The organism is Kitasatospora sp. MAA19 (assembly GCF_029894125.1).
Taxonomy (GTDB): domain Bacteria; phylum Actinomycetota; class Actinomycetes; order Streptomycetales; family Streptomycetaceae; genus Kitasatospora.
This window is the reverse complement of the sequence record NZ_JARXYZ010000003.1, coordinates 242,556-260,839: the sequence shown is the minus strand read 5'-3', so window position 1 is coordinate 260,839 and position 18,284 is coordinate 242,556. Positions and strand designations below refer to the sequence as shown.

Below are 18,284 nucleotides of genomic sequence, written 5' to 3'. Positions count from 1 at the left end.
TGACTTGCTGACAGTCGCTCTTACAGCCTGATTGCGTCACGCTGCGAGGGCTTCGCTCTTTTGCGAGGCGCCTGGCGTCGGTAGGTTCTGGGCGGTGATTACTCAGATCGTCACGCTGGTGGGTGTCCTGCTGGGCGCGCTCACCTCGTTCGTGGCCACCGGGTGGGCGGAGCGGGTCAAGCACCGCCGGCTGATGGCCACGCGGTGGGACGAGCGGAAGCTCGACACCTACGTGCAGTACGCGACCTGTGTGAAGGAGATCGCTGCGGTGGCCAAGCGGGCCGTCGACGCCGAGGCGGGGTCGACGGCGCGGGCGGATCTCCTGGCCGCGATGGAGCAGGCGGAGATCCAGCGGTCGACGCTCTTCGAGACGCTCGTCCTGTTGGCGAGTCCGGCCGCGGTGGAGGCGGCGAAGGCGGTGAACGCCGCGCTGTGGGAGTCCGAGATCGCGGCCCGCGGGCACGTCGGCGTGCCCGACGGCTCTGCCCTGATCGAGTTGCTCAACGCCTACCACTCGCAGGCTCGGCTCGACCTCGGCGTCGGCGACCCGGCCGTCGCGTGAGCAGGAGCACAAAGAGGACCGGGCCGGCAGCGGAGATCGCTGCCTGGCCCGGCCTTTCGGATGGCGTGGGGAAGTGGGTTGGCTGGGGCCGCCTACTAGCTTTGTGCGAACCCTGGGTCCTCTCCACCGAGGGCCCTCCGGGCACTAGCGATGAAGTCGTGCAACCTGGTGTCCTCTTCCCGACGGTTTGACATCTGCTCGTCACTGAGGAGGGTCACAAGCGGCTGTGTTGCGCCCAGGTGGGCTTTGGCTGCGGTCTCTAGCACGTAGTAGGAGTGCACCGCCGAGCTGTTGAGGTCGCGGGCCGCATCGCTCACCTCGGGAGGGCCTTCGAGTTGAACGTATTCCGCTTCGCGATCAAGTGCCACAAGTGCCTCGTAGTAGTTCTGCCAGATCGGCGGCCAGGGGTCGGATGAGGGTGGAACAGCATCCCGGCATGTGTGCCCCGCCGACTGCACTTTTTTCATGGCTGCCATCAGTCGGATGTATGCCTCGCGACGTTCAAGGCGATGCGCGGAGCGGCGTTCTTCCCGGGTGCTCATCTGCTGGGCAAGCCGCTCTTGGCGGCTCCTCAGCACTCCGAACGGCCCTGTGAACCCCACTCCACCGAGTGCGGATGCTGCTGAGATGACTGCCCCCCAGTTGTCTGCCACGGAGACAGTGAAGCAGCCGGACCCACCAAAGCGGGAGGGTGTGCATGCGGTGGCCCTGGGGGTATTGGGCGCCGCTCCGGTGAGCTCATCCGGACCAGGCGCGGACCAGATCCGGTCCGTGATCAAGAGTCCGCAGGTCAGAACGTGCCTGGTCAGCGGCCTGTAAATCTGTCGCGCAAGCTACGCAGGTTCGAACCCTGCACCAGCCACCGGATAGAGAACAGCCCCTGATCTGTGGAGACACGGATCAGGGGCTGTTGTCGTTTTTCCCGGCCTTTCGCCGCTCCGCTGCGGTGCCTTCCCCCGCGCCACCAGTGGGTGGACTTATTGCGCATTGCTTGCAATTACGGGCAGCAGGCAGCAGAGTGGGGGCCGGGGTGGGTGGGGCCGTTCAGCGTGATTGTGAGTGGTGTCCCGGGTGTGCGGTGGCGTGCGCCGGGGGGTTCTTCGCAAGAGCTGGTCGTCTTCCCAACCGGCGCCCGCCGGGACAGCGGCCCACCCACCCCCGCCACGGCTCTCCCGCGGTGCGTCAAGGGCACGTCAATGGTGCCTGGGGCGGCGTCAGGAACGCGTAGGGGCCGGGGGCGCGGCCGGGGTTCGGCCCGCAGGATCGGAGGACCAGCCGATCGCGGAGGTTCCGTCCGATGTCCAGCGCCATCACCACCCCGGCCGTCACGGCCGAACCCGAGCCGCCGAATACCGGCGCGGGCGACGAGCGGTACCGGCTGAGTGCGCTGGGCGGTCTGGCGGCGCTGTCCTTGGACGCGATGGCCTCGGTCGCGTACGGGCCGGAGTCGATCGTGCTGGTGCTGGCCGCGGCCGGCGCGTACGGGCTGGGCTTCACGCTGCCGGTGACGGTGGCGATCGCGGTGCTGCTGGCGGTACTGGTGGCGTCCTACCGGCAGGTGATCGCGGCGTTCCCGGACGGCGGTGGCTCGTACGCGGTGGCGAAGGAGCACCTGGGCCGGCGGACGGCGCTGACCGCGGCAGCCTCGCTGGTGATCGACTACATCCTGAACGTGGCGGTCTCGGTGACCGCCGGGGTGGCGGCGCTGACCTCGGCGGTGCCGAGCCTGTATGGCGACCGGGTCTGGCTGTGCCTGGGGGTGCTGGCCCTGGTGACGGCGGTGAACATGCGCGGCATCGCCGAGTCGGCGCGCTGGTTCATGGCGCCGACGGCCGTCTTCGTGCTGTCGATCCTGGCGATCATCGTGGTCGGCCTGTTCCGGGACGCCCCGGCGAGCACCGAGGCCGCCGCCGGCCACGCCTCGGCGCTGGCGGAGAACGCCACGACCGTCGGCGCACTGCTGCTGCTCAAGGCGTTCGCGGCCGGGTGTTCGGCACTGACCGGGGTGGAGGCGGTGGCCAACGCCGTCCCGTCGTTCCGGACCCCGCGGGTGAAGCGGGCGCAGCACACCGAGGTGGCGCTCGGCGCCCTGCTCGGCGTGATGCTGATCGGTCTGGCCGTGCTGATCGGCCGCTTCCACCTCCAGCCGGTGGAGGGCGTCACGGTGCTCGCCCAGCTCGCCGACGCCTCGCTCGGCCACGGCGCGGGCTTCTACGTCGTTCAGTTCGCCACCGTGGTGCTGCTCGGGCTGGCCGCGAACACCTCCTTCGGCGGGCTGCCGGTGCTGCTGCACCTGCTCGCCCGGGACAACCACCTGCCGCACGTGTTCGCGCTGCGGGCCGACCGCCAGGTGCACCGGCACGGCGTGCTGTTCCTCGCCCTGGTGTCGGCGGCGCTGCTGGTCGGCTCGGGCGGGGACGTGAACAGCCTGGTGCCGCTGTTCTCGATCGGCGTGTTCGTCGGCTTCACGATCTGCCAGGTCGGCATGGTCCGGCACTGGTACGTGCACCGGCCGGACGGCTGGCACGGGAAGGCCGCGCTGAACGGGTTCGGCGCGCTGCTCACCGGCGTCGCGACGGTGGTGGTCACCGGCACCAAGTTCACCGAGGGCGCCTGGGGCATCGTGGTGGCGCTGCCGCTGCTGGTGGTGCTGTTCGAGGCGGTGCACCGCAGCTACGCGCGGATCGGCGAGCGGCTGGAGCTGGGCCGGGTGCCCGGTGCGGTGACCCGCCAGCGCAGCCTGGTCGTCGTGCCGGTGACCGCGATCACCCGGCTCACCAAGGACGGCCTGTCCGCGGCGCTGTCGCTCGGCGACGAGGTGCTGGCGGTGACGGTGGTGCACGAGCAGTCCGAGGCGGAGGCGCTGCGCCGGGACTGGGAGCTGTGGCAGCCGGGCGTGCCGCTGGTGGAGATCCCGGAGGACCACCGCCGGCTGGGCCAGCCGATCGCCGCCTTCGTGAACCGGCTCGGCGAGGAGCGCGCCTACGACCGGCTGACCGTGCTGATCCCCGAGGTGGAGCCGTCCCGCTGGTGGCAGCGGGCGCTGCAGAACCGGCGCGGCGCCGTGATCGACCGCGCCCTGCGCCGGCACACCGACGCGGTGGTCTGCCGGCTGCGGATGCGGATGTGACCGCGGGCGGCGCCCCTGCGTCTCATAGCCCGGGTGCCGCCCGAGCGCCCCGGCGCCCCAGCGACCAGGGGCGAAGGCCGGCGCGGCCGGCCGGGATCCGATAACAACCTCATATCTTGACGCGGTCTTAACGGGGTGCCCTTAACGCCCTCGATACGCCCGGCACGTACCCGCCCGCAGTGGCTCTGACCTGCGGGAAGCCTTCAACGGCGGGACGTGCCGGGCCGGCGTCGCAACGGATTCCGTCGTGCCCGACCGAACTTACGCTCGCCAACGTGTTCAACGCTCCCCAGGCGCTCAAGCGCCTCGTGATCGGCCGGGCCATGCGCAGCGAGGAGCTCGGCGAGACGCTGCTGCCCAAGCGGCTGGCGCTGCCGATCTTCGCCTCCGACCCGCTCTCCTCGGTCGCCTACGCGACCCAGGAGATCCTGCTGGTGCTCACCGTCGGTGGCGCCGCCTTCCTGTACCTGACCCCGTGGGTGGCGGCCGGAGTCGTCGCGCTGATGGCGGTCGTGGTGATGTCCTACCGCCAGGTGGTGCACGCCTACCCGAGCGGCGGCGGCTCGTACGAGGTGGTGTCCCGCAACCTCGGGGCCAACTCCGGCCTGGTGGTGGCCGCCTCGCTGCTGGTGGACTACGTGATGACGGTCGCGGTGTCGGTGGCCTCCGGCGTGGACAACATCATCTCGGCGCTGCCCTCGCTGGCCGACCACCGGGTCGAGCTGGCCGTCGGCTTCGTGCTGCTGCTGATGGCGATGAACCTGCGCGGCGTCCGGGAGTCCGGCAAGGCCTTCGCCGCGCCGACGTACCTGTTCATCGGCGGCATCCTGCTGATGGTGGTCACCGGGCTGGTCCGGGTCGCGCTCGGCGACGCGCCGGTGGCGTCCAGCGCCTCGTACGGGATCCTCCCGGAGGACGGCAAGGACACCGTGGCCGGGCTCGGCCTGCTGATGCTGGGCCTGCGGGCGTTCGCCTCCGGCTGTACGGCGCTGACCGGGGTGGAGGCGATCTCCAACGGCGTCCCGGCCTTCCGGGCACCGAAGGCGCGCAACGCCGCGCGCACCATGGCCGTGATGGGCACCACGGCCGTGGTGATGTTCGTCGGCATCACCGCCCTCGCGCTGATCGCCAAGGTGCACATCACCGAGGGCGACGCCTGCCGGCTGACCGGCTTCCCCGGCGACTGCGCGAGCACGCCCCAGCAGACCGTGATCGCCCAGCTCGCCGCGGCGATCTTCGGCGGCGACCACAGCGTGCTGTTCTACGCGATCCAGGCGGTCACCGCGCTGGTGCTGATCCTGGCCGCCAACACCGCCTTCAACGGCTTCCCGCTGCTGGCCTCGATCCTGGCCGAGCACCGCTACCTGCCCCGGCAGATGCACACCCGCGGCGACCGGCTGGCCTTCTCCAACGGCATCATCGCGCTCGCCGTGGTGGCCGGCGGGCTGCTCTGGCTGTACGACGCGAACGTCACCAGCCTGATCCACCTGTACATCCTGGGCGTCTTCACCTCCTTCACGCTGTCCCAGATCGGCATGGTCCGGCACTGGAACCGGGCGCTGGCCACCGAGACCGACCCGGTCGTGCGCCGCTCGGCGCAGCGCTCCCGGGTGATCAACGCCTTCGGTGCGGTGGTCACCGCGCTGGTGCTGGTGATCGTGCTGCTCACCAAGTTCACCCAGGGCGCCTGGCTGGCCGTGGTCGCCGCGCTGGTGCTGTGGCTGATGATGCGCGGCATCCGCCGGCACTACGACGGCGTCGCCGCCGAGCTGGCGGTGGACGACCCGGAGGCCGAGTCGGTGCGGCCGGCCCGGGTGCACGGGATCGTGCTGGTGTCCAAGCTGCACAAGCCGACGCTGCGGGCGCTCGGCTACGCGGAGGCGTTCCGGCCGGACTCGCTGGAGGCGCTGACCGTGGCGGTGGAGCCGGAGGCCACCGGCGAGCTGGAACGGCAGTGGACGGAGGCCGGCGTCCGGGTGCCGCTGAAGGTGCTGGACTCGCCGTACCGGGAGATCACCAAGCCGGTGCTGGCGTACGTGCGGGAGCACCGCCGCGACAGCCCCCGCGAGGCGGTCGCGGTGTTCATCCCGGAGTACGTGGTCGGCCACTGGTGGGAGCACCTGCTGCACAACCAGTCGGCGCTGTGGCTGAAGAGCCGGCTGCTGTTCACGGCGGGCGTGATGGTGATCAGCGTGCCGTGGCAGCTGACCTCCTCCGGGCGGGCGGGCGGCCCGTCGCGCCGGGCGCCGGGCGCGGTGCGCCGTGGTGAGCCGGCCCCGAAGGGCGGGTACGAGAAGCTCCCGGCGCCGGAGAGCGTCTGACGGCGTCCCCACCCCACGCACGAACGAAGGCCCCGAACGGCGGACCGCCGTCCGGGGCCTCCGGCGTCCCCGGGCCCCTCCCCGTGCCGTCCCGACCCCCGCGATATCTCGGCCCGATCACGACGGTCTCGGCCCGGTGAAGCGTGCGTCAAGGTCGCGTCAACGTCCCGCTGTCACCCGTATGGAGGGCGTCAGGGAGCCATAACGCGCCTCTGACGGCTGCTTTGCTGCATCTGCCGGTCGTCCGCCGGTGCCGCGCGAAGCCTCCGGCCCGTTCGCGGCAATCTCCCGAAGCACGCTGGTGGAGCCCATGTCCGATCTCATCTACGTCGGTGTCACGGTCGCCGTGTTCGCCGTCATCGCCCTGATCGCGCGGGGGGTGGAGAAGCTGTGAGCGCGGAGAACATCGCAGGTCTGATCGTGGCCGTCGCGCTCGTCGGCTATCTCGTCGTGGCGCTGATCTTCCCGGAGAAGTTCTGACATGGGATCCACTCTCGCGGGCTGGCTGCAGGCCCTGGCCCTGGTCGGGGCCCTGGCCCTGTGCTACCGCCCCCTTGGCGACTACATCGCCAAGCTCCTCACCACCACCAAGCACCTCAGAGTCGAGCGCGGCATCTACAAGGTGATCGGCGTCGACGGCGACGCCGATCAGCGCTGGCCGGTGTACCTCCGCTCGGTGCTGGCCTTCTCGGCCGTCTCGGTCCTCTTCCTCTACGGCCTGATCCGCCTCCAGGGCTACCTGCTGCTGAACCTGGGCGTTCCGCAGATGGAGGGCCACCAGGCCTGGAACACCGCGATCTCGTTCGTCGCCAACACCAACTGGCAGTCCTACGCCGGTGAGTCCGCGATGGGTCACCTGGCGCAGATGGCGGGCCTGGCGGTGCAGAACTTCGTCTCCGCGGCCGTCGGCATCGCCGTCGTCGCCGCGCTGATCCGGGGCTTCACCCGCAACCGGACGGACCGGGTCGGCAACTTCTGGGTGGACCTCGTCCGGATCAACCTCCGTCTGCTGCTGCCGATCTCGATCGTCTTCGCCCTGGTCCTGGCCGCCTCCGGCGTGATCCAGAACTTCCACGGCTTCCACGAGGTGGCCACGCTCAGCGGCGAGGTGCAGAAGATCCCGGGCGGCCCGGTGGCCTCCCAGGAGGTCATCAAGCTGCTCGGCACCAACGGCGGCGGCTTCTTCAACGCCAACTCCGCGCACCCGTTCGAGAACCCGACCGGCTTCTCCAACCTGGTCGAGATCTTCCTGCTGCTGGTGATCCCGTTCGCGCTGCCGCGGACCTTCGGCCGGATGGTCGGCGACAACCGCCAGGGCTACGCGATCGTCGCCGTGATGGGCCTCTTCTGGATCGCCTCGACCGCCCTGATCACCTTCGCGGAGTCGCAGCACCAGGGCACCGCCCTGCAGGCCGCGGGCGCCGCGATGGAGGGCAAGGAGCAGCGCTTCGGCATCGCCGCCTCCGGCCTGTTCGCGGCGTCGACGACGCTGACCTCGACCGGCGCGGTGAACTCCTTCCACGACTCGTACACGCCGTTCGGCGGCGGGCTGACGGTCTTCAACATGATGCTGGGTGAGATCGCGCCCGGCGGTACCGGCTCCGGTCTGTACGGCATGCTCGTGCTGGCGATCGTCGCGGTGTTCGTCGCCGGTCTGATGGTCGGCCGCACCCCCGAGTACCTGGGCAAGAAGCTCGGCGGCCGGGAGATGAAGTTCGCCTCGCTGTACATCCTCACCACGCCGACGATCGTCCTGGTCGGCACGGGCGTGGCGATGGCCCTGCCGGGGGAGCGGGCCGGGATGCTCAACTCCGGCGCCCACGGCTTCTCCGAGGTGCTGTACGCCTTCACCTCGGCCGCGAACAACAACGGCTCGGCCTTCGGCGGCATCACCGTCAACACCGACTGGTACGACACCGCGCTCGGCCTGGCGATGATCTTCGGTCGCCTCCTGCCGATCGTCTTCGTCCTGGCGCTGTCCGGTTCGCTCGCCCAGCAGCAGCCGGTCCCGGCCACCCCGGGCACCCTGCCCACCCACAAGCCGCTGTTCGTGGGCCTGCTGTCGGGCGTCATCCTGATCGTCGTCGGCCTCACCTACTTCCCGGCCCTGGCTCTCGGGCCGATCGCGGAAGGTCTCTCCTCCTGATGTCCACCCCTACGCTCAACCCCGCACCGGCCGACAAGGCCGAGCCCGCCGCGCCGCACAGAGTGGCCAGCGGTCTCCTCGACCCGAAGCTGATCGTCGCGTCCCTGCCGGACGCGGTGAAGAAGCTCGACCCCCGGGTGATGGTCAAGAACCCGGTGATGTTCGTGGTCGAGGTCGGTTCGGTGGTCACCACCGTCTCCGCGATCGCCAGCCCGTCCGTGTTCGCCTGGGCCATCACCGTCTGGCTCTGGCTCACCACGATCTTCGCCAACCTGGCCGAGGCCGTCGCCGAGGGCCGCGGCAAGGCCCAGGCCGACACCCTGCGCAAGACCAAGACCGAGAGCGTCGCCCGCCGGCTCACCAACTGGCCCGCCACGCAGGCCGAGGAGGAGGTCCCGGGCACCGCGCTGCGGCTCGGCGACCACGTGGTGGTCGAGGCCGGGCAGATCATCCCCGGCGACGGCGACGTCGTCGAGGGCGTCGCGAGCGTCGACGAGTCGGCGATCACCGGCGAGTCCGCGCCGGTCATCCGCGAGTCCGGCGGCGACCGTTCCGCGGTCACCGGCGGCACCAAGGTGCTGTCCGACCGGATCGTGGTGAAGATCGCCTCGGAGCCCGGCAAGTCCTTCATCGACCGGATGATCGCCCTGGTCGAGGGCGCCGCCCGGCAGAAGACGCCGAACGAGATCGCGCTGAACATCCTGCTCGCCTCGCTGACCATCGTCTTCCTGGTCGCCGTGGTGACCCTGCAGCCGATGGCCACCTACGCGGGCGCCCCGCAGTCGATGATCGTCCTGGTCGCCCTGATCGTGGCGCTCATCCCGACCACCATCGGCGCGCTGCTCTCCGCGATCGGCATCGCCGGCATGGACCGGCTGGTGCAGCGCAACGTGCTGGCGATGTCCGGCCGCGCCGTCGAGGCGGCCGGCGACGTCAACACCCTGCTGCTGGACAAGACCGGCACCATCACCCTGGGCAACCGCCAGGCCGCCGAGTTCCTGCCCGCCCCGGACGTGTCCACCGAGGAACTGGCCAGCGCCGCACAGCTGTCGTCCCTCGCGGACGAGACCCCGGAGGGCCGCTCGATCGTGGTCCTCGCCAAGACCGAGTACGGCCTGCGGGCCCGCGCCCAGGGCGAGTTGACGCACGCCACGTGGGTCCCGTTCACCGCCCAGACCCGGATGTCCGGCGTCGACCTGGACGAGGCCGAGGCGGTCCACCAGGTCCGCAAGGGCGCGGCCGGCGCGGTCACCAACTGGGTGACCGAGAACGGCGGTTCGGTCGGCAACGAGGTCTCCGCCCTGGTCGACGGGATCTCCGCGGCCGGCGGCACCCCGCTGGTGGTGGCCACCAAGGTCGGCGCCGAGCCGGCCCGCGTCCTCGGGGTGATCCACCTCAAGGACGTGGTCAAGGAGGGCATGCGGGAGCGCTTCGACGAGCTCCGCCGGATGGGCATCAAGACCATCATGATCACGGGTGACAACCCGCTGACCGCCAAGGCGATCGCGGAGGAGGCGGGCGTGGACGACTTCCTCGCCGAGGCCACCCCCGAGGACAAGATGGCCCTGATCAAGAAGGAGCAGGAGGGCGGCAAGCTGGTCGCGATGACCGGCGACGGCACCAACGACGCCCCCGCGCTCGCCCAGGCCGACGTCGGCGTGGCCATGAACACCGGGACCATGGCGGCCAAGGAGGCCGGCAACATGGTCGACCTGGACTCCAACCCGACCAAGCTGATCGAGATCGTCGAGATCGGCAAGCAGCTGCTGATCACCCGTGGCGCGCTGACCACCTTCTCGATCGCCAACGACGTGGCCAAGTACTTCGCGATCATCCCCGCGATGTTCGCCGGGGTCTACCCGGGCCTGAGCCACCTCAACATCATGGGCCTGCACAGCCCGCAGTCCGCGATCACCTCGGCGATCATCTTCAACGCCCTGGTCATCGTCGGCCTGATCCCGCTCGCCCTGCGCGGCGTGCGCTACCGCCCGTCCGACGCCAGCTCCCTGCTGCGCCGCAACATCGGGGTCTACGGCTTCGGCGGTCTGGTGGTGCCGTTCGTCGGCATCAAGCTGATCGACCTGATCGTCCAGTTCATCCCCGGCCTGAGCTGAGAGAGGAGAATCCGATGCCCAAGCCCCTGCCGACGACCGTCCGCACCCACTTCACCGCACTGCGGGTGCTGCTGGTGCTCACGGTGATCCTCGGGATCGCCTACCCGCTGCTGGTCACCGGGATCAGCCAGGTCGCCTTCAGCGAGAAGGCCAACGGCTCGATCGTGAAGTCCGACGGCAAGGAGGTCGGTTCCAGCCTGCTCGGCCAGAACTACAACCTCCCCAAGAAGAACCCCGACGACGCGAAGGAGGAGGCCCAGCCGGACCCGAAGTGGTTCCAGCCCCGGCCCTCCGCCAACAACTACGCCGGCGACAACTCGGGCGCCTCCAACCTCGGCCCGAACAGCGACGACCTGCTCAAGGCCGTCAACGACCGCCGCGCCGCGGTCGCCGAGTTCGACGGCGTCGACCCGGCGAGCGTCCCGGCCGACGCACTGACCGCCTCCGGCTCCAGCCTCGACCCGCACATCTCGGTCGCCTACGCCAAGGAGCAGGTGAACCGGGTCGCCAAGGCCCGGAACCTGTCGGCCGACACGCTGAACCAGCTGGTCGGCACGTACACCGAAGGCCGCTCGCTCGGCTTCCTCGGCCAGGAGGGCGTCAACGTCGTCCTGCTCAACCGGGCACTCGCGGAACAGAAGTGACAGGCCAACGGCTGGATCCGTGAAACGGGCCGACCCGGGCCGGGGCACCATCCCCGCGCCCGGGTCGGCCGCCGTACGTCCCGACCCCGGCACGAGGACGCCTGTCGGCCGCCCTCGCAGGAACGAAAGAGCAGTGCCCATGGCCCGCGACCTCACCCCCGGCACCGGCATCCGCGGCGGCCGGCTGAGGGTGTACCTCGGTTCCGCCCCGGGGGTCGGCAAGACCTACCGGATGCTGGACGAGGCCCGGCGCAGACAGGAGCGCGGGGCCGACGTCGTGGTCGGGTACATCGAGTGCCACGGCCGCCGCCACACCGAGGGCATGCTGGACGGCCTGGAGGTCCTGCCGCGCGTCCAGCGCTCCTACCGGGACGCCGAGTTCGACGAGATGGACCTCGACGCCGTGCTCGCCCGCCGACCGGCCGTCGTGCTGGTCGACGAACTGGCGCACACCAACATCCCCGGCGGCCGCCACGCCAAGCGCTGGCAGGACGTCGACGAACTGCTGGCCGCCGGGATCGACGTCATCACCACCGTCAACATCCAGCACCTGGAATCGCTGAACGACGTCGTCCAGAAGATCACCGGCATCCCGCAGCGCGAGACCGTCCCGGACGAGGTGGTGCGCCGGGCCGACCAGATCGAACTCGTCGACATGGCCCCGCAGGCGCTGCGCCGCCGGATGGCCCACGGCAACGTCTACAGGGCGGAGAAGGTGGACGCCGCGCTCTCCAACTACTTCCGGGTCGGCAACCTCACCGCCCTGCGCGAACTCGCCCTGCTCTGGGTGGCCGGGCGGGTCGACGAGGGCCTGCGCGACTACCGGGCCAGCCACAACATCGACCGGGTCTGGGAGACCCGCGAACGCGTCGTGGTCGCCCTCACCGGCGGCCCCGAGGGCGAGACCCTGATCCGCCGCGCCGCCCGGATCGCCGACCGCACCGCCGGCGGCGACCTGCTGGCCGTCCACGTCACCCGCAGCGACGGCCTGGCCGGCGCCTCCTCCGGTGCGCTCGCCCAGCAGCGGCAGCTGGTGGAGACCCTCGGGGGCAGCTACCACGTCGTGGTCGGCGACGACATCCCCACCTCGCTGCTCGCCTTCGCCCGCGCCCACGACGCCACCCAGCTGGTGCTCGGCACCAGCCGTCGCGGCCGGATCAACCGCTTCCTCACCGGCCCCGGCATCGGCGAGACCACCGTGGACGCCTCCGAGGACATCGACGTCCACATGGTCACCCACGAGTTCACCGGCCGCGGCCGGCTGCCCTCGCTCGGCCGCCGCCACTCCCGGCGCCGCACCATCGCCGGCTACGTCGCCGGCCTCGTGGTGCCCTGGCTGCTGACCGCGATCCTCTCCCAGGCGCACGAGAGCATCAACCTCACCACCGACGCACTGATCTTCCAGCTCGGCGTGGTCATCGTCGCCCTGCTCGGCGGCGCCACCTCCGCCCTGCTGGCCTCGGTCGCCGCCTCGCTGCTGCTCAACTACTACTTCATCCCGCCGATCCACACCCTGACCATCGGCGAGACCAACAACATCGTCGCCCTGGTCGTCTTCGCCGCCGTCGCGCTCGCCGTCTCCACCGTGGTCGACCACGCCAGCCGGCTCACCACCCGCGCCGCCCGCGCCACCGCCGAGGCCGAGACCCTCTCCACCCTGGCCGGCAGCGTGCTGCGCGGCGCCGACGCCCTGTCCGCCCTGATGGAGAAGTCCCGGACGGCCTTCGGCATGCAGGCCGTCGCCCTGCTCTCCCGGGTCGACGGCGAGGTGCTCGCCCACTCCGAGACCGAGCACCAGGAGGACGCCGACGGGCAGAGCGAGACCACCGAGGTCCCGGTCGGCGCGGACGCCGTCCTGGTCCTCACCGGCCGCCGGCTGCCGGCCGCCGACCAGCGCGTGCTCACCGCCTTCGCCGCGCACGTGGCCGTCGCGCTGGAACGCGACCGGCTCGCCATGGTCGCCGCCGAGGTCGAGCCGATCAAGGCCGCCGACCGGATGCGCACCGCCCTGCTCGCCGCCGTCAGCCACGACCTGCGCACCCCGCTCGCCGCCGCGCTCGCCTCGGTCGGCTCGCTGCGCAGCCCCGACGTCGAGTTCTCGCCCGAGGACCAGGCCGAACTCCTCGCCACCGCCGACGAGTCGCTGGTCAAACTCACCCGCCTGGTCGACAACCTGCTCGACATGAGCCGCCTCCAGGCCGGCGCGCTCACCCTGCACCTCACCGAGACCCACCTCGACGAGATCCTGCCCCGGGCCCTCGACAGCCTCCCCGACCCGTACGCGCCGGTCCAGCCGCTCGACCTGGACACCGCGCCGCCGGTGCTCGCCGACCCGCCGCTGCTGGAGCGGGTGCTCGCCAACGTGATCACCAACGCGCTGCGCCACAACGCCCCCGGCGCACCCGTCCTGGTGACCGCCAGCCACCACGCCGACCAGGTCGAGATCCGGGTGATCGACCGCGGCCCCGGCATCGCCCCCGAGGAGCGCGACCGGGTCTTCCTGCCCTTCCAGCGCCTCGGCGACACCGACAACACCAGCGGAGTCGGCCTCGGCCTCGCGCTCTCCCGCGGCCTGGCCGAGGCCATGGGCGGCAGCCTTGAGGTCGAGGACACCCCCGGGGGCGGCACCACCATGTTGCTCACCCTGCCCGCCGCCACTCGGGAGGACCCCGTGCATGAGTGAAATCCTGATTGTCGACGACGAACCCGCCCTGCTGCGCACGCTGCGGATCAACCTCAGCGCCCGGCAGTACGCCGTCCGGACGGCCGCCAGCGGCGGTGAGGCGCTGGACCGCGCCGCGCACTCCGTCCCGGACGCCGTGCTGCTCGACCTCGGCCTGCCGGACCTCGACGGCATGGACGTGCTGCGCGGCCTGCGCACCCGCAGCGCGATGCCGATCATCGTGCTCTCCGGCCGCTCCGGCGCCGCCGACAAGGTGGACGCCCTCGACGCGGGCGCCGACGACTACCTCACCAAGCCGTTCCTGATGGACGAGCTGCTGGCCCGGCTGCGCGCCGTACTGCGCCGACCGTCAGGCGGTGCCCCGCTGGGTCGCCCGGTGATCGGCGACCACACCGTCGACCTGACGGCCACCACGGTGACCGGCCCGCGGGGCGCGGTGCGGCTCACTCCGACCGAGTGGCGGATCCTCGCCCTGCTGGTGGCCAACCCCGGCCGGCTGGTGCCCGGGCGGCAGATCCTGCGCGAGGTGTGGGGGCCGGCCCAGGAGGCGCGCGGCAACTACCTGCGGGTCTACCTGGCCGGGCTGCGCCGCAAGCTGGAGCGCGATCCGGCCCGCCCGCGGCACCTGATCACCGAGCCGGGGATCGGGTACCGGTACGAGCCCTGAGCCCGCGTCGGCCGCAGCCGCGTCAACACCCCGTCAAGAGCGGGCCGAGGGTCGACAGGGGAGCGTCAAGGTCGACCGGCGGCGGTGCTCCGTGGGCGTAGCGTCAGTGCTGACCGAGCGGGCCCGGCTCCAATGTGGGGGAGGCCCGGGGCCGCTCCAGCCGCCGTCCAACGGCGGCCAGCAGGTGGGGGAGGGGCGCGCGACATCAGTCGCGCGCCCCTTGAACTTCCCCCCCGCCGACTCCTCCCGGCAGCCGTCAGCCCCCGCCGGTGCTCCCGGACTGCCGGGGCAGCGCCAGCACCACGGTGTCCGCGAACTCCCGCACCGCGCTGGTCCGGCTGACCACCCGGCCGCTGTGCACCACCAGCCGGCTGTGCCCGCCCGCGAGCGCCCCGGCCAGGCTGTCCCCGCGCACCGCCAGCAGCTCCGCCGGGAACCCGGCGTCCACCCGGACCGGCGGCAGCCCGAGCGCCGCCCGGGCCTGGTTCGCCACCGCGTCGTACGCCGCGGCCACATCCAGCTCCCCACCCGCCGCCAGCAGGTACGCCGACTCCAGCGGGTCCGCCCGGCCGACCGGGTTGGACGGGTCCCGCAGCGCGCCGCTGCCGGCCGCCAACGGCACCCGGGCCTCCGTCAACTCCCGTAGCAGGCCCGGTCGCATCCCCGCCGAGCGGCCCTCCAGGCCGGTGCAGCCGCCGTTCTGCGGCAGGCAGACCACCCGCACCCCGCCGGTCGCCAGCACCGTGGACGCGCCCCGGGCCAGCGCCCCGCACGGCCCGAGCGACACCCGCGGCCGCAGCGGGGCCAAGGCGCCGACCAGTCGCGCGAGTTGGGCCGGATCGCCGGCCGTGGTGTGCAGGTCCACCGGGCAGTCCGCCTCCCGGGCGGCCTCCAGCAGCACCTGGACGTACCCGGCCGGATCGGGGTCCAGCTCCGGGCAGCCGCCGGCCGCGGTGGCGCCCAGCTTGAGCGCGTCGCGCAGCTGCGCCCGGCCGTCCGCGCCGGCCCGGCCGGTGAGCAGTCGGGGCATCGCCACCGCCTGGAGCTCGGCCAGGCCGCGCAGCGCCTGCCGGGCGGTGAGCACCGCCTCCAGCCGGCGCAGCCCGTGTACGTCGCCGATCCGGACGTGGGTGCGCTGGGCGGTGGCGCCGTAGCCGAGCGAGGTGAGCGCGGCCTCGGTGACCCGGCGGGTGAGGTCGGTGGGGGTGTCCGGCGGCGGGGTGGGCAGCGCGGCGGAGAAGGCGGCGTCGTAGTGGGCGTGCGCCTCGGCGGGGGCCGGCAGCAGCAGGTAGCCCTTGAGGTCGATCCGGGCGCCGGTGGTGACGGTGGGCGCGCCGGGCAGGGCGGGCAGCGGGCCGAGGCTGCCGACGGTGCCGACGGCCTGGATCCGGTCGCCGCTGATCCGGACGTCCACCACCCGCCCGTCGGCCAGCCGGGCGCCGGTGAGCAGGAGGATCGGTCCGTGCCCGAGCGGGTTGGCCGCCGGGCCGGGCCCCGAGTGCGGCCCGTCGGCGGCTGCGCTGTCCATCGCCGGCTCCCTTCCCGCGCTGGCCCGTCCGGTCGGCCGGACCGTCCCGATCCCAGGTCGTCCTGATCTCCCGGGCCGTCCTGATCAACGAGGGTCGAGCCTATGGCGCGCGGGGGCGGGGCGCCGGGAGGCGGGCAATAGTCGTATCGGGTCGGGCCGCGCGGCCGGGGGCCGGTCGAACGCGGGGCCTCGGATCGTTCGTCCGTGCACCTCGCCGACCTGCGGTCTTCACGTCGGGATACGGATTTCACCTCTGGGCGCGGAACGTGTAATCTCTTCCTCGTTCGCCCCTATAGCTCAGTCGGTAGAGCGTCTCCATGGTAAGGAGAAGGTCTGCGGTTCGATTCCGCATGGGGGCTCTGGTGAAAAGCAGTCAGTTGCCACTGTGCTGCGGATCACCGTGGCGGTGTAGCTCAGTTGGTAGAGCAAGCGGCTCATAATCGCTGTGTCACCGGTTCAAGTCCGGTCACCGCTACCCCGCGTAGTCGGTCGGGAGATCGCACTCCCGGTCGGCTACTCTTGTCGTGTTCTTATTCGTTGTCCAAGGAAGGCACTCCCGTGGCTGCCACCGATGTCCGCCCGAAGATCACGCTGGCCTGCGTGGAGTGCAAGGAGCGGAACTACATCACCAAGAAGAACCGGCGTAACGACCCGGACCGTCTTGAGATGAAGAAGCACTGCCCCCGCTGCAACTCGCACACCGCGCACCGCGAGACCCGCTGACCCTTTCGCAGGGCGTCGGGCCTGTGTGAATCAGGTCTTGAGCTCCGGGCCGCATCCCTCAGGGGGTGCGGCCCGGAGTTTTTCGCGTATGCACCCATGCGCACCCCGCCGACGGCAACGGCCGCCGGATCCACCGCGCTTCCGAGGAGCTGCCCCCATGGCACTCGACCCCTCCTTCATCGGGCGGACCTACCCGCCCACCGAGCCGTACGAGGTCGGCCGGGAGAAGATCCGCGAGTTCGCGATCGCGATCGGGGACGCCAATCCGGCGTTCACCGACCCGGAGGCGGCGAAGGCGCTGGGCCACCCCGATGTGATCGCCCCGCCGACCTTCCCGTTCGTGATCACCTACCGGGCGGCCGCCCAGGTGGTCGAGGATCCGGAGCTCGGCCTGGACTACAGCCGGGTGGTGCACGGGGACCAGAAGTTCTCGTACTCCCGCCCGGTGGTGGCGGGCGACCGGCTGACGGTCGCGGTGACCATCGACAACATCAAGTCGCTGGCGGGCAACGACGTGCTCACCGTGCGTGGTGAGGTGTCGGACGCGCTCGGCGAGCACGTGGTGACGTCGGTCATGACGCTGGTGGCCCGGGCCGCCGACGAGACGGGGGAGTGAGCACGATGGCGATCAGCTACGACGAGGTCGAGGTCGGCACCCAGCTGCCGGCGCAGTCCTTCCCGGTGACCCGCGACACCCTGGTGCGGTACGCGGGCGCCTCCGGCGACTTCAACCCGATCCACTGGAACGAGAAGTTCGCGCTGGAGGTCGGCCTGCCGGACGTCATCGCGCACGGCATGTTCACCATGGCCCAGGCGATCCGGGTGGTCACCGACTGGGTCGGCGACCCGGCGGCGGTGGTCGAGTACGGCGTCCGCTTCACCCGTCCGGTCCCGGTGCCGAACGACGGTGTCGGCGCGGTGGTCGAGGTCTCGGCCAAGGTCGCCAAGCTGCTGGACGACCGCAGGGTGCAGGTCGACCTGCTGGCCACCACGGGCGGACAGAAGGTGCTCGGGATGTCGAGGGCGGTCGTCCGGCTCGCCTGAGGCGCGTCCGGCCGCGGCGGGGCCCGTTCGGCGGGCTTCCCGCCGCGCCCGTCGGCCTTGCGAAGATAGTGATTGGCCACTAACTTGACTCCCATGGCGAGGGCGAGCATGCGGATGAGTGCGGAGGAGCGGCGCGAGAGCGTCATCCGTGCTGCCATGATCGAGTTCGCCAGGAGCGGCTACCGGGGGACCTCCACCGAGACGATCGCCCGCCGGGTGGGCGTCTCGCAGCCGTACCTGTTCCGGCTGTTCCCCAGCAAGCAGGCCATCTTCAAGGCCGCCGCCGACCGCTGCATCGAGGAGACCTGGCAGGTCTTCGACGAGGCCTCGGCCGGGCTGACCGGCGAGGCGGCCGGCGTGGCGATGTCCCGCGCCTACCTGGGGCTGGTCGGGGACCGCGAGCAACTCATGATGCAGATGCAGCTCTACGTCTCGGTGTTCGCCGGCGAAACGGCGGACGAGGACGAGATCGGCGAGGCCGCCCGGGCGGGCTGGCTCGAACTGTTCGACCGGATCAGGATCCGGCTGGGCGGCGACACCGAGGACGCGACCGCGTTCATGGCGTACGGGATGCTGATCAACACGCTGGTGGCGCTGGGCTACCCCAGGGACCACCGGATCTGGGACGGTTTCGGGCCGCAGGACGAGCCGCAGGGCGAGGAATGCGACGGGGAGCACGACGGGGAGCGGGGCGAGCCGCAGGGCGAGTCCTAGGCCGGGGA

Annotated in this window: 16 protein-coding genes and 2 tRNA genes; 16 read left to right on the top strand and 2 right to left on the bottom strand. The window is 71.5% G+C overall.

Annotation, left to right across the window (positions count from 1 at the left end; translation table 11 throughout):
- Nucleotides 1-94 precede the first annotated feature (94 nt).
- Entirely contained in the window at nt 95-562 is a 468-nt protein-coding gene (locus P3T27_RS06745; protein WP_280675256.1) for a hypothetical protein, read from the top strand.
- Nucleotides 563-657: 95 nt separating this feature from the next.
- On the opposite strand, the gene P3T27_RS06740 is transcribed toward P3T27_RS06745, so the two are convergent.
- Nucleotides 658-1,215, bottom strand: coding sequence for a hypothetical protein (locus P3T27_RS06740; protein WP_280675254.1), 558 nt, complete (start codon nt 1,213-1,215; stop codon nt 658-660).
- A gap of 644 nt (nt 1,216-1,859) precedes the next feature.
- Here P3T27_RS06740 and P3T27_RS06735 point away from each other — a divergent pair.
- The 9 genes from P3T27_RS06735 (at nt 1,860) to P3T27_RS06695 (ending at nt 14,267) form a co-directional block, all read left to right on the top strand.
- Entirely contained in the window at nt 1,860-3,692 is a 1,833-nt protein-coding gene (locus P3T27_RS06735) for an APC family permease (RefSeq protein ID WP_280675252.1), read from the top strand.
- A gap of 323 nt (nt 3,693-4,015) precedes the next feature.
- On the top strand, nt 4,016-6,013 hold the full coding sequence (locus tag P3T27_RS06730) for an APC family permease (RefSeq protein WP_280675774.1): 1,998 nt from the start codon (nt 4,016-4,018) through the stop codon (nt 6,011-6,013).
- 250 nt (nt 6,014-6,263) lie between these two features.
- Nucleotides 6,264-6,407, top strand: coding sequence for a hypothetical protein (locus P3T27_RS06725; RefSeq protein WP_280675250.1), 144 nt, complete (start codon nt 6,264-6,266; stop codon nt 6,405-6,407).
- A complete protein-coding gene (gene kdpF / locus P3T27_RS06720) occupies nt 6,404-6,493 on the top strand; it encodes a K(+)-transporting ATPase subunit F (protein ID WP_037971201.1) in 90 nt (29 codons plus the stop codon). The genes P3T27_RS06725 and kdpF overlap by 4 nt, the downstream gene beginning before the upstream one ends.
- 1 nt (nt 6,494) lies before the next feature.
- Entirely contained in the window at nt 6,495-8,159 is a 1,665-nt protein-coding gene (gene kdpA / locus P3T27_RS06715) for a potassium-transporting ATPase subunit KdpA (protein ID WP_280675248.1), read from the top strand.
- Complete coding sequence (gene kdpB, locus P3T27_RS06710; protein ID WP_280675246.1) at nt 8,159-10,273, top strand: potassium-transporting ATPase subunit KdpB; 2,115 nt, start codon at nt 8,159-8,161, stop codon at nt 10,271-10,273. Before kdpA ends, kdpB begins: the two co-directional genes overlap by 1 nt.
- Nucleotides 10,274-10,287: 14 nt before the next feature.
- Nucleotides 10,288-10,917, top strand: coding sequence for a potassium-transporting ATPase subunit KdpC (gene kdpC / locus P3T27_RS06705; protein WP_280675244.1), 630 nt, complete (start codon nt 10,288-10,290; stop codon nt 10,915-10,917).
- Between the two features lie 139 nt (nt 10,918-11,056).
- Entirely contained in the window at nt 11,057-13,600 is a 2,544-nt protein-coding gene (locus tag P3T27_RS06700) for an ATP-binding protein (protein ID WP_280675241.1), read from the top strand.
- Complete coding sequence (locus P3T27_RS06695; RefSeq protein WP_280675239.1) at nt 13,593-14,267, top strand: response regulator; 675 nt, start codon at nt 13,593-13,595, stop codon at nt 14,265-14,267. The genes P3T27_RS06700 and P3T27_RS06695 overlap by 8 nt, the downstream gene beginning before the upstream one ends.
- A gap of 256 nt (nt 14,268-14,523) precedes the next feature.
- On the opposite strand, the gene P3T27_RS06690 is transcribed toward P3T27_RS06695, so the two are convergent.
- Nucleotides 14,524-15,795, bottom strand: coding sequence for a hydrolase (locus P3T27_RS06690; protein WP_280675237.1), 1,272 nt, complete (start codon nt 15,793-15,795; stop codon nt 14,524-14,526).
- Between the two features lie 286 nt (nt 15,796-16,081).
- On the opposite strand from P3T27_RS06690, the gene P3T27_RS06685 reads away from it, so the two are divergent.
- From P3T27_RS06685 to P3T27_RS06660, 6 genes are all read left to right on the top strand, one after another.
- Nucleotides 16,082-16,154: transfer RNA gene (locus P3T27_RS06685), tRNA-Thr, on the top strand.
- A gap of 43 nt (nt 16,155-16,197) precedes the next feature.
- A tRNA-Met gene (locus tag P3T27_RS06680) sits at nt 16,198-16,270 on the top strand.
- An 83-nt stretch (nt 16,271-16,353) separates the two neighbouring features.
- The gene (gene rpmG / locus P3T27_RS06675) at nt 16,354-16,518 is read left to right on the top strand and encodes a 50S ribosomal protein L33 (protein WP_006604855.1); all 165 of its coding nucleotides are present in this window, start codon (nt 16,354-16,356) and stop codon (nt 16,516-16,518) included.
- Between the two features lie 157 nt (nt 16,519-16,675).
- The gene (locus tag P3T27_RS06670) at nt 16,676-17,134 is read left to right on the top strand and encodes a MaoC family dehydratase N-terminal domain-containing protein (protein WP_280675236.1); all 459 of its coding nucleotides are present in this window, start codon (nt 16,676-16,678) and stop codon (nt 17,132-17,134) included.
- Between the two features lie 5 nt (nt 17,135-17,139).
- On the top strand, nt 17,140-17,562 hold the full coding sequence (locus P3T27_RS06665; protein WP_280675234.1) for a MaoC family dehydratase: 423 nt from the start codon (nt 17,140-17,142) through the stop codon (nt 17,560-17,562).
- A gap of 114 nt (nt 17,563-17,676) precedes the next feature.
- The gene (locus P3T27_RS06660; protein ID WP_280675772.1) at nt 17,677-18,276 is read left to right on the top strand and encodes a TetR/AcrR family transcriptional regulator; all 600 of its coding nucleotides are present in this window, start codon (nt 17,677-17,679) and stop codon (nt 18,274-18,276) included.
- Nucleotides 18,277-18,284 lie beyond the last annotated feature (8 nt).

What these genes read in the sequence shown, in the direction of transcription:
- P3T27_RS06735 (WP_280675252.1), top strand. Translation starts at nt 1,860, where the DNA reads ATGTCCAGCGCCATCACCACCCCGGCCGTCACGGCCGAACCCGAGCCG.
- P3T27_RS06730 (WP_280675774.1), top strand. Translation starts at nt 4,016, where the DNA reads ATGCGCAGCGAGGAGCTCGGCGAGACGCTGCTGCCCAAGCGGCTGGCG.
- kdpA (WP_280675248.1), top strand. Translation starts at nt 6,495, where the DNA reads ATGGGATCCACTCTCGCGGGCTGGCTGCAGGCCCTGGCCCTGGTCGGG.
- kdpB (WP_280675246.1), top strand. Translation starts at nt 8,159, where the DNA reads ATGTCCACCCCTACGCTCAACCCCGCACCGGCCGACAAGGCCGAGCCC.
- kdpC (WP_280675244.1), top strand. Translation starts at nt 10,288, where the DNA reads ATGCCCAAGCCCCTGCCGACGACCGTCCGCACCCACTTCACCGCACTG.
- P3T27_RS06700 (WP_280675241.1), top strand. Translation starts at nt 11,057, where the DNA reads ATGGCCCGCGACCTCACCCCCGGCACCGGCATCCGCGGCGGCCGGCTG.
- P3T27_RS06695 (WP_280675239.1), top strand. Translation starts at nt 13,593, where the DNA reads ATGAGTGAAATCCTGATTGTCGACGACGAACCCGCCCTGCTGCGCACG.
- P3T27_RS06690 (WP_280675237.1), bottom strand. Translation starts at nt 15,795, where the DNA reads ATGGACAGCGCAGCCGCCGACGGGCCGCACTCGGGGCCCGGCCCGGCG.
- P3T27_RS06670 (WP_280675236.1), top strand. Translation starts at nt 16,676, where the DNA reads ATGGCACTCGACCCCTCCTTCATCGGGCGGACCTACCCGCCCACCGAG.
- P3T27_RS06665 (WP_280675234.1), top strand. Translation starts at nt 17,140, where the DNA reads ATGGCGATCAGCTACGACGAGGTCGAGGTCGGCACCCAGCTGCCGGCG.
- P3T27_RS06660 (WP_280675772.1), top strand. Translation starts at nt 17,677, where the DNA reads ATGAGTGCGGAGGAGCGGCGCGAGAGCGTCATCCGTGCTGCCATGATC.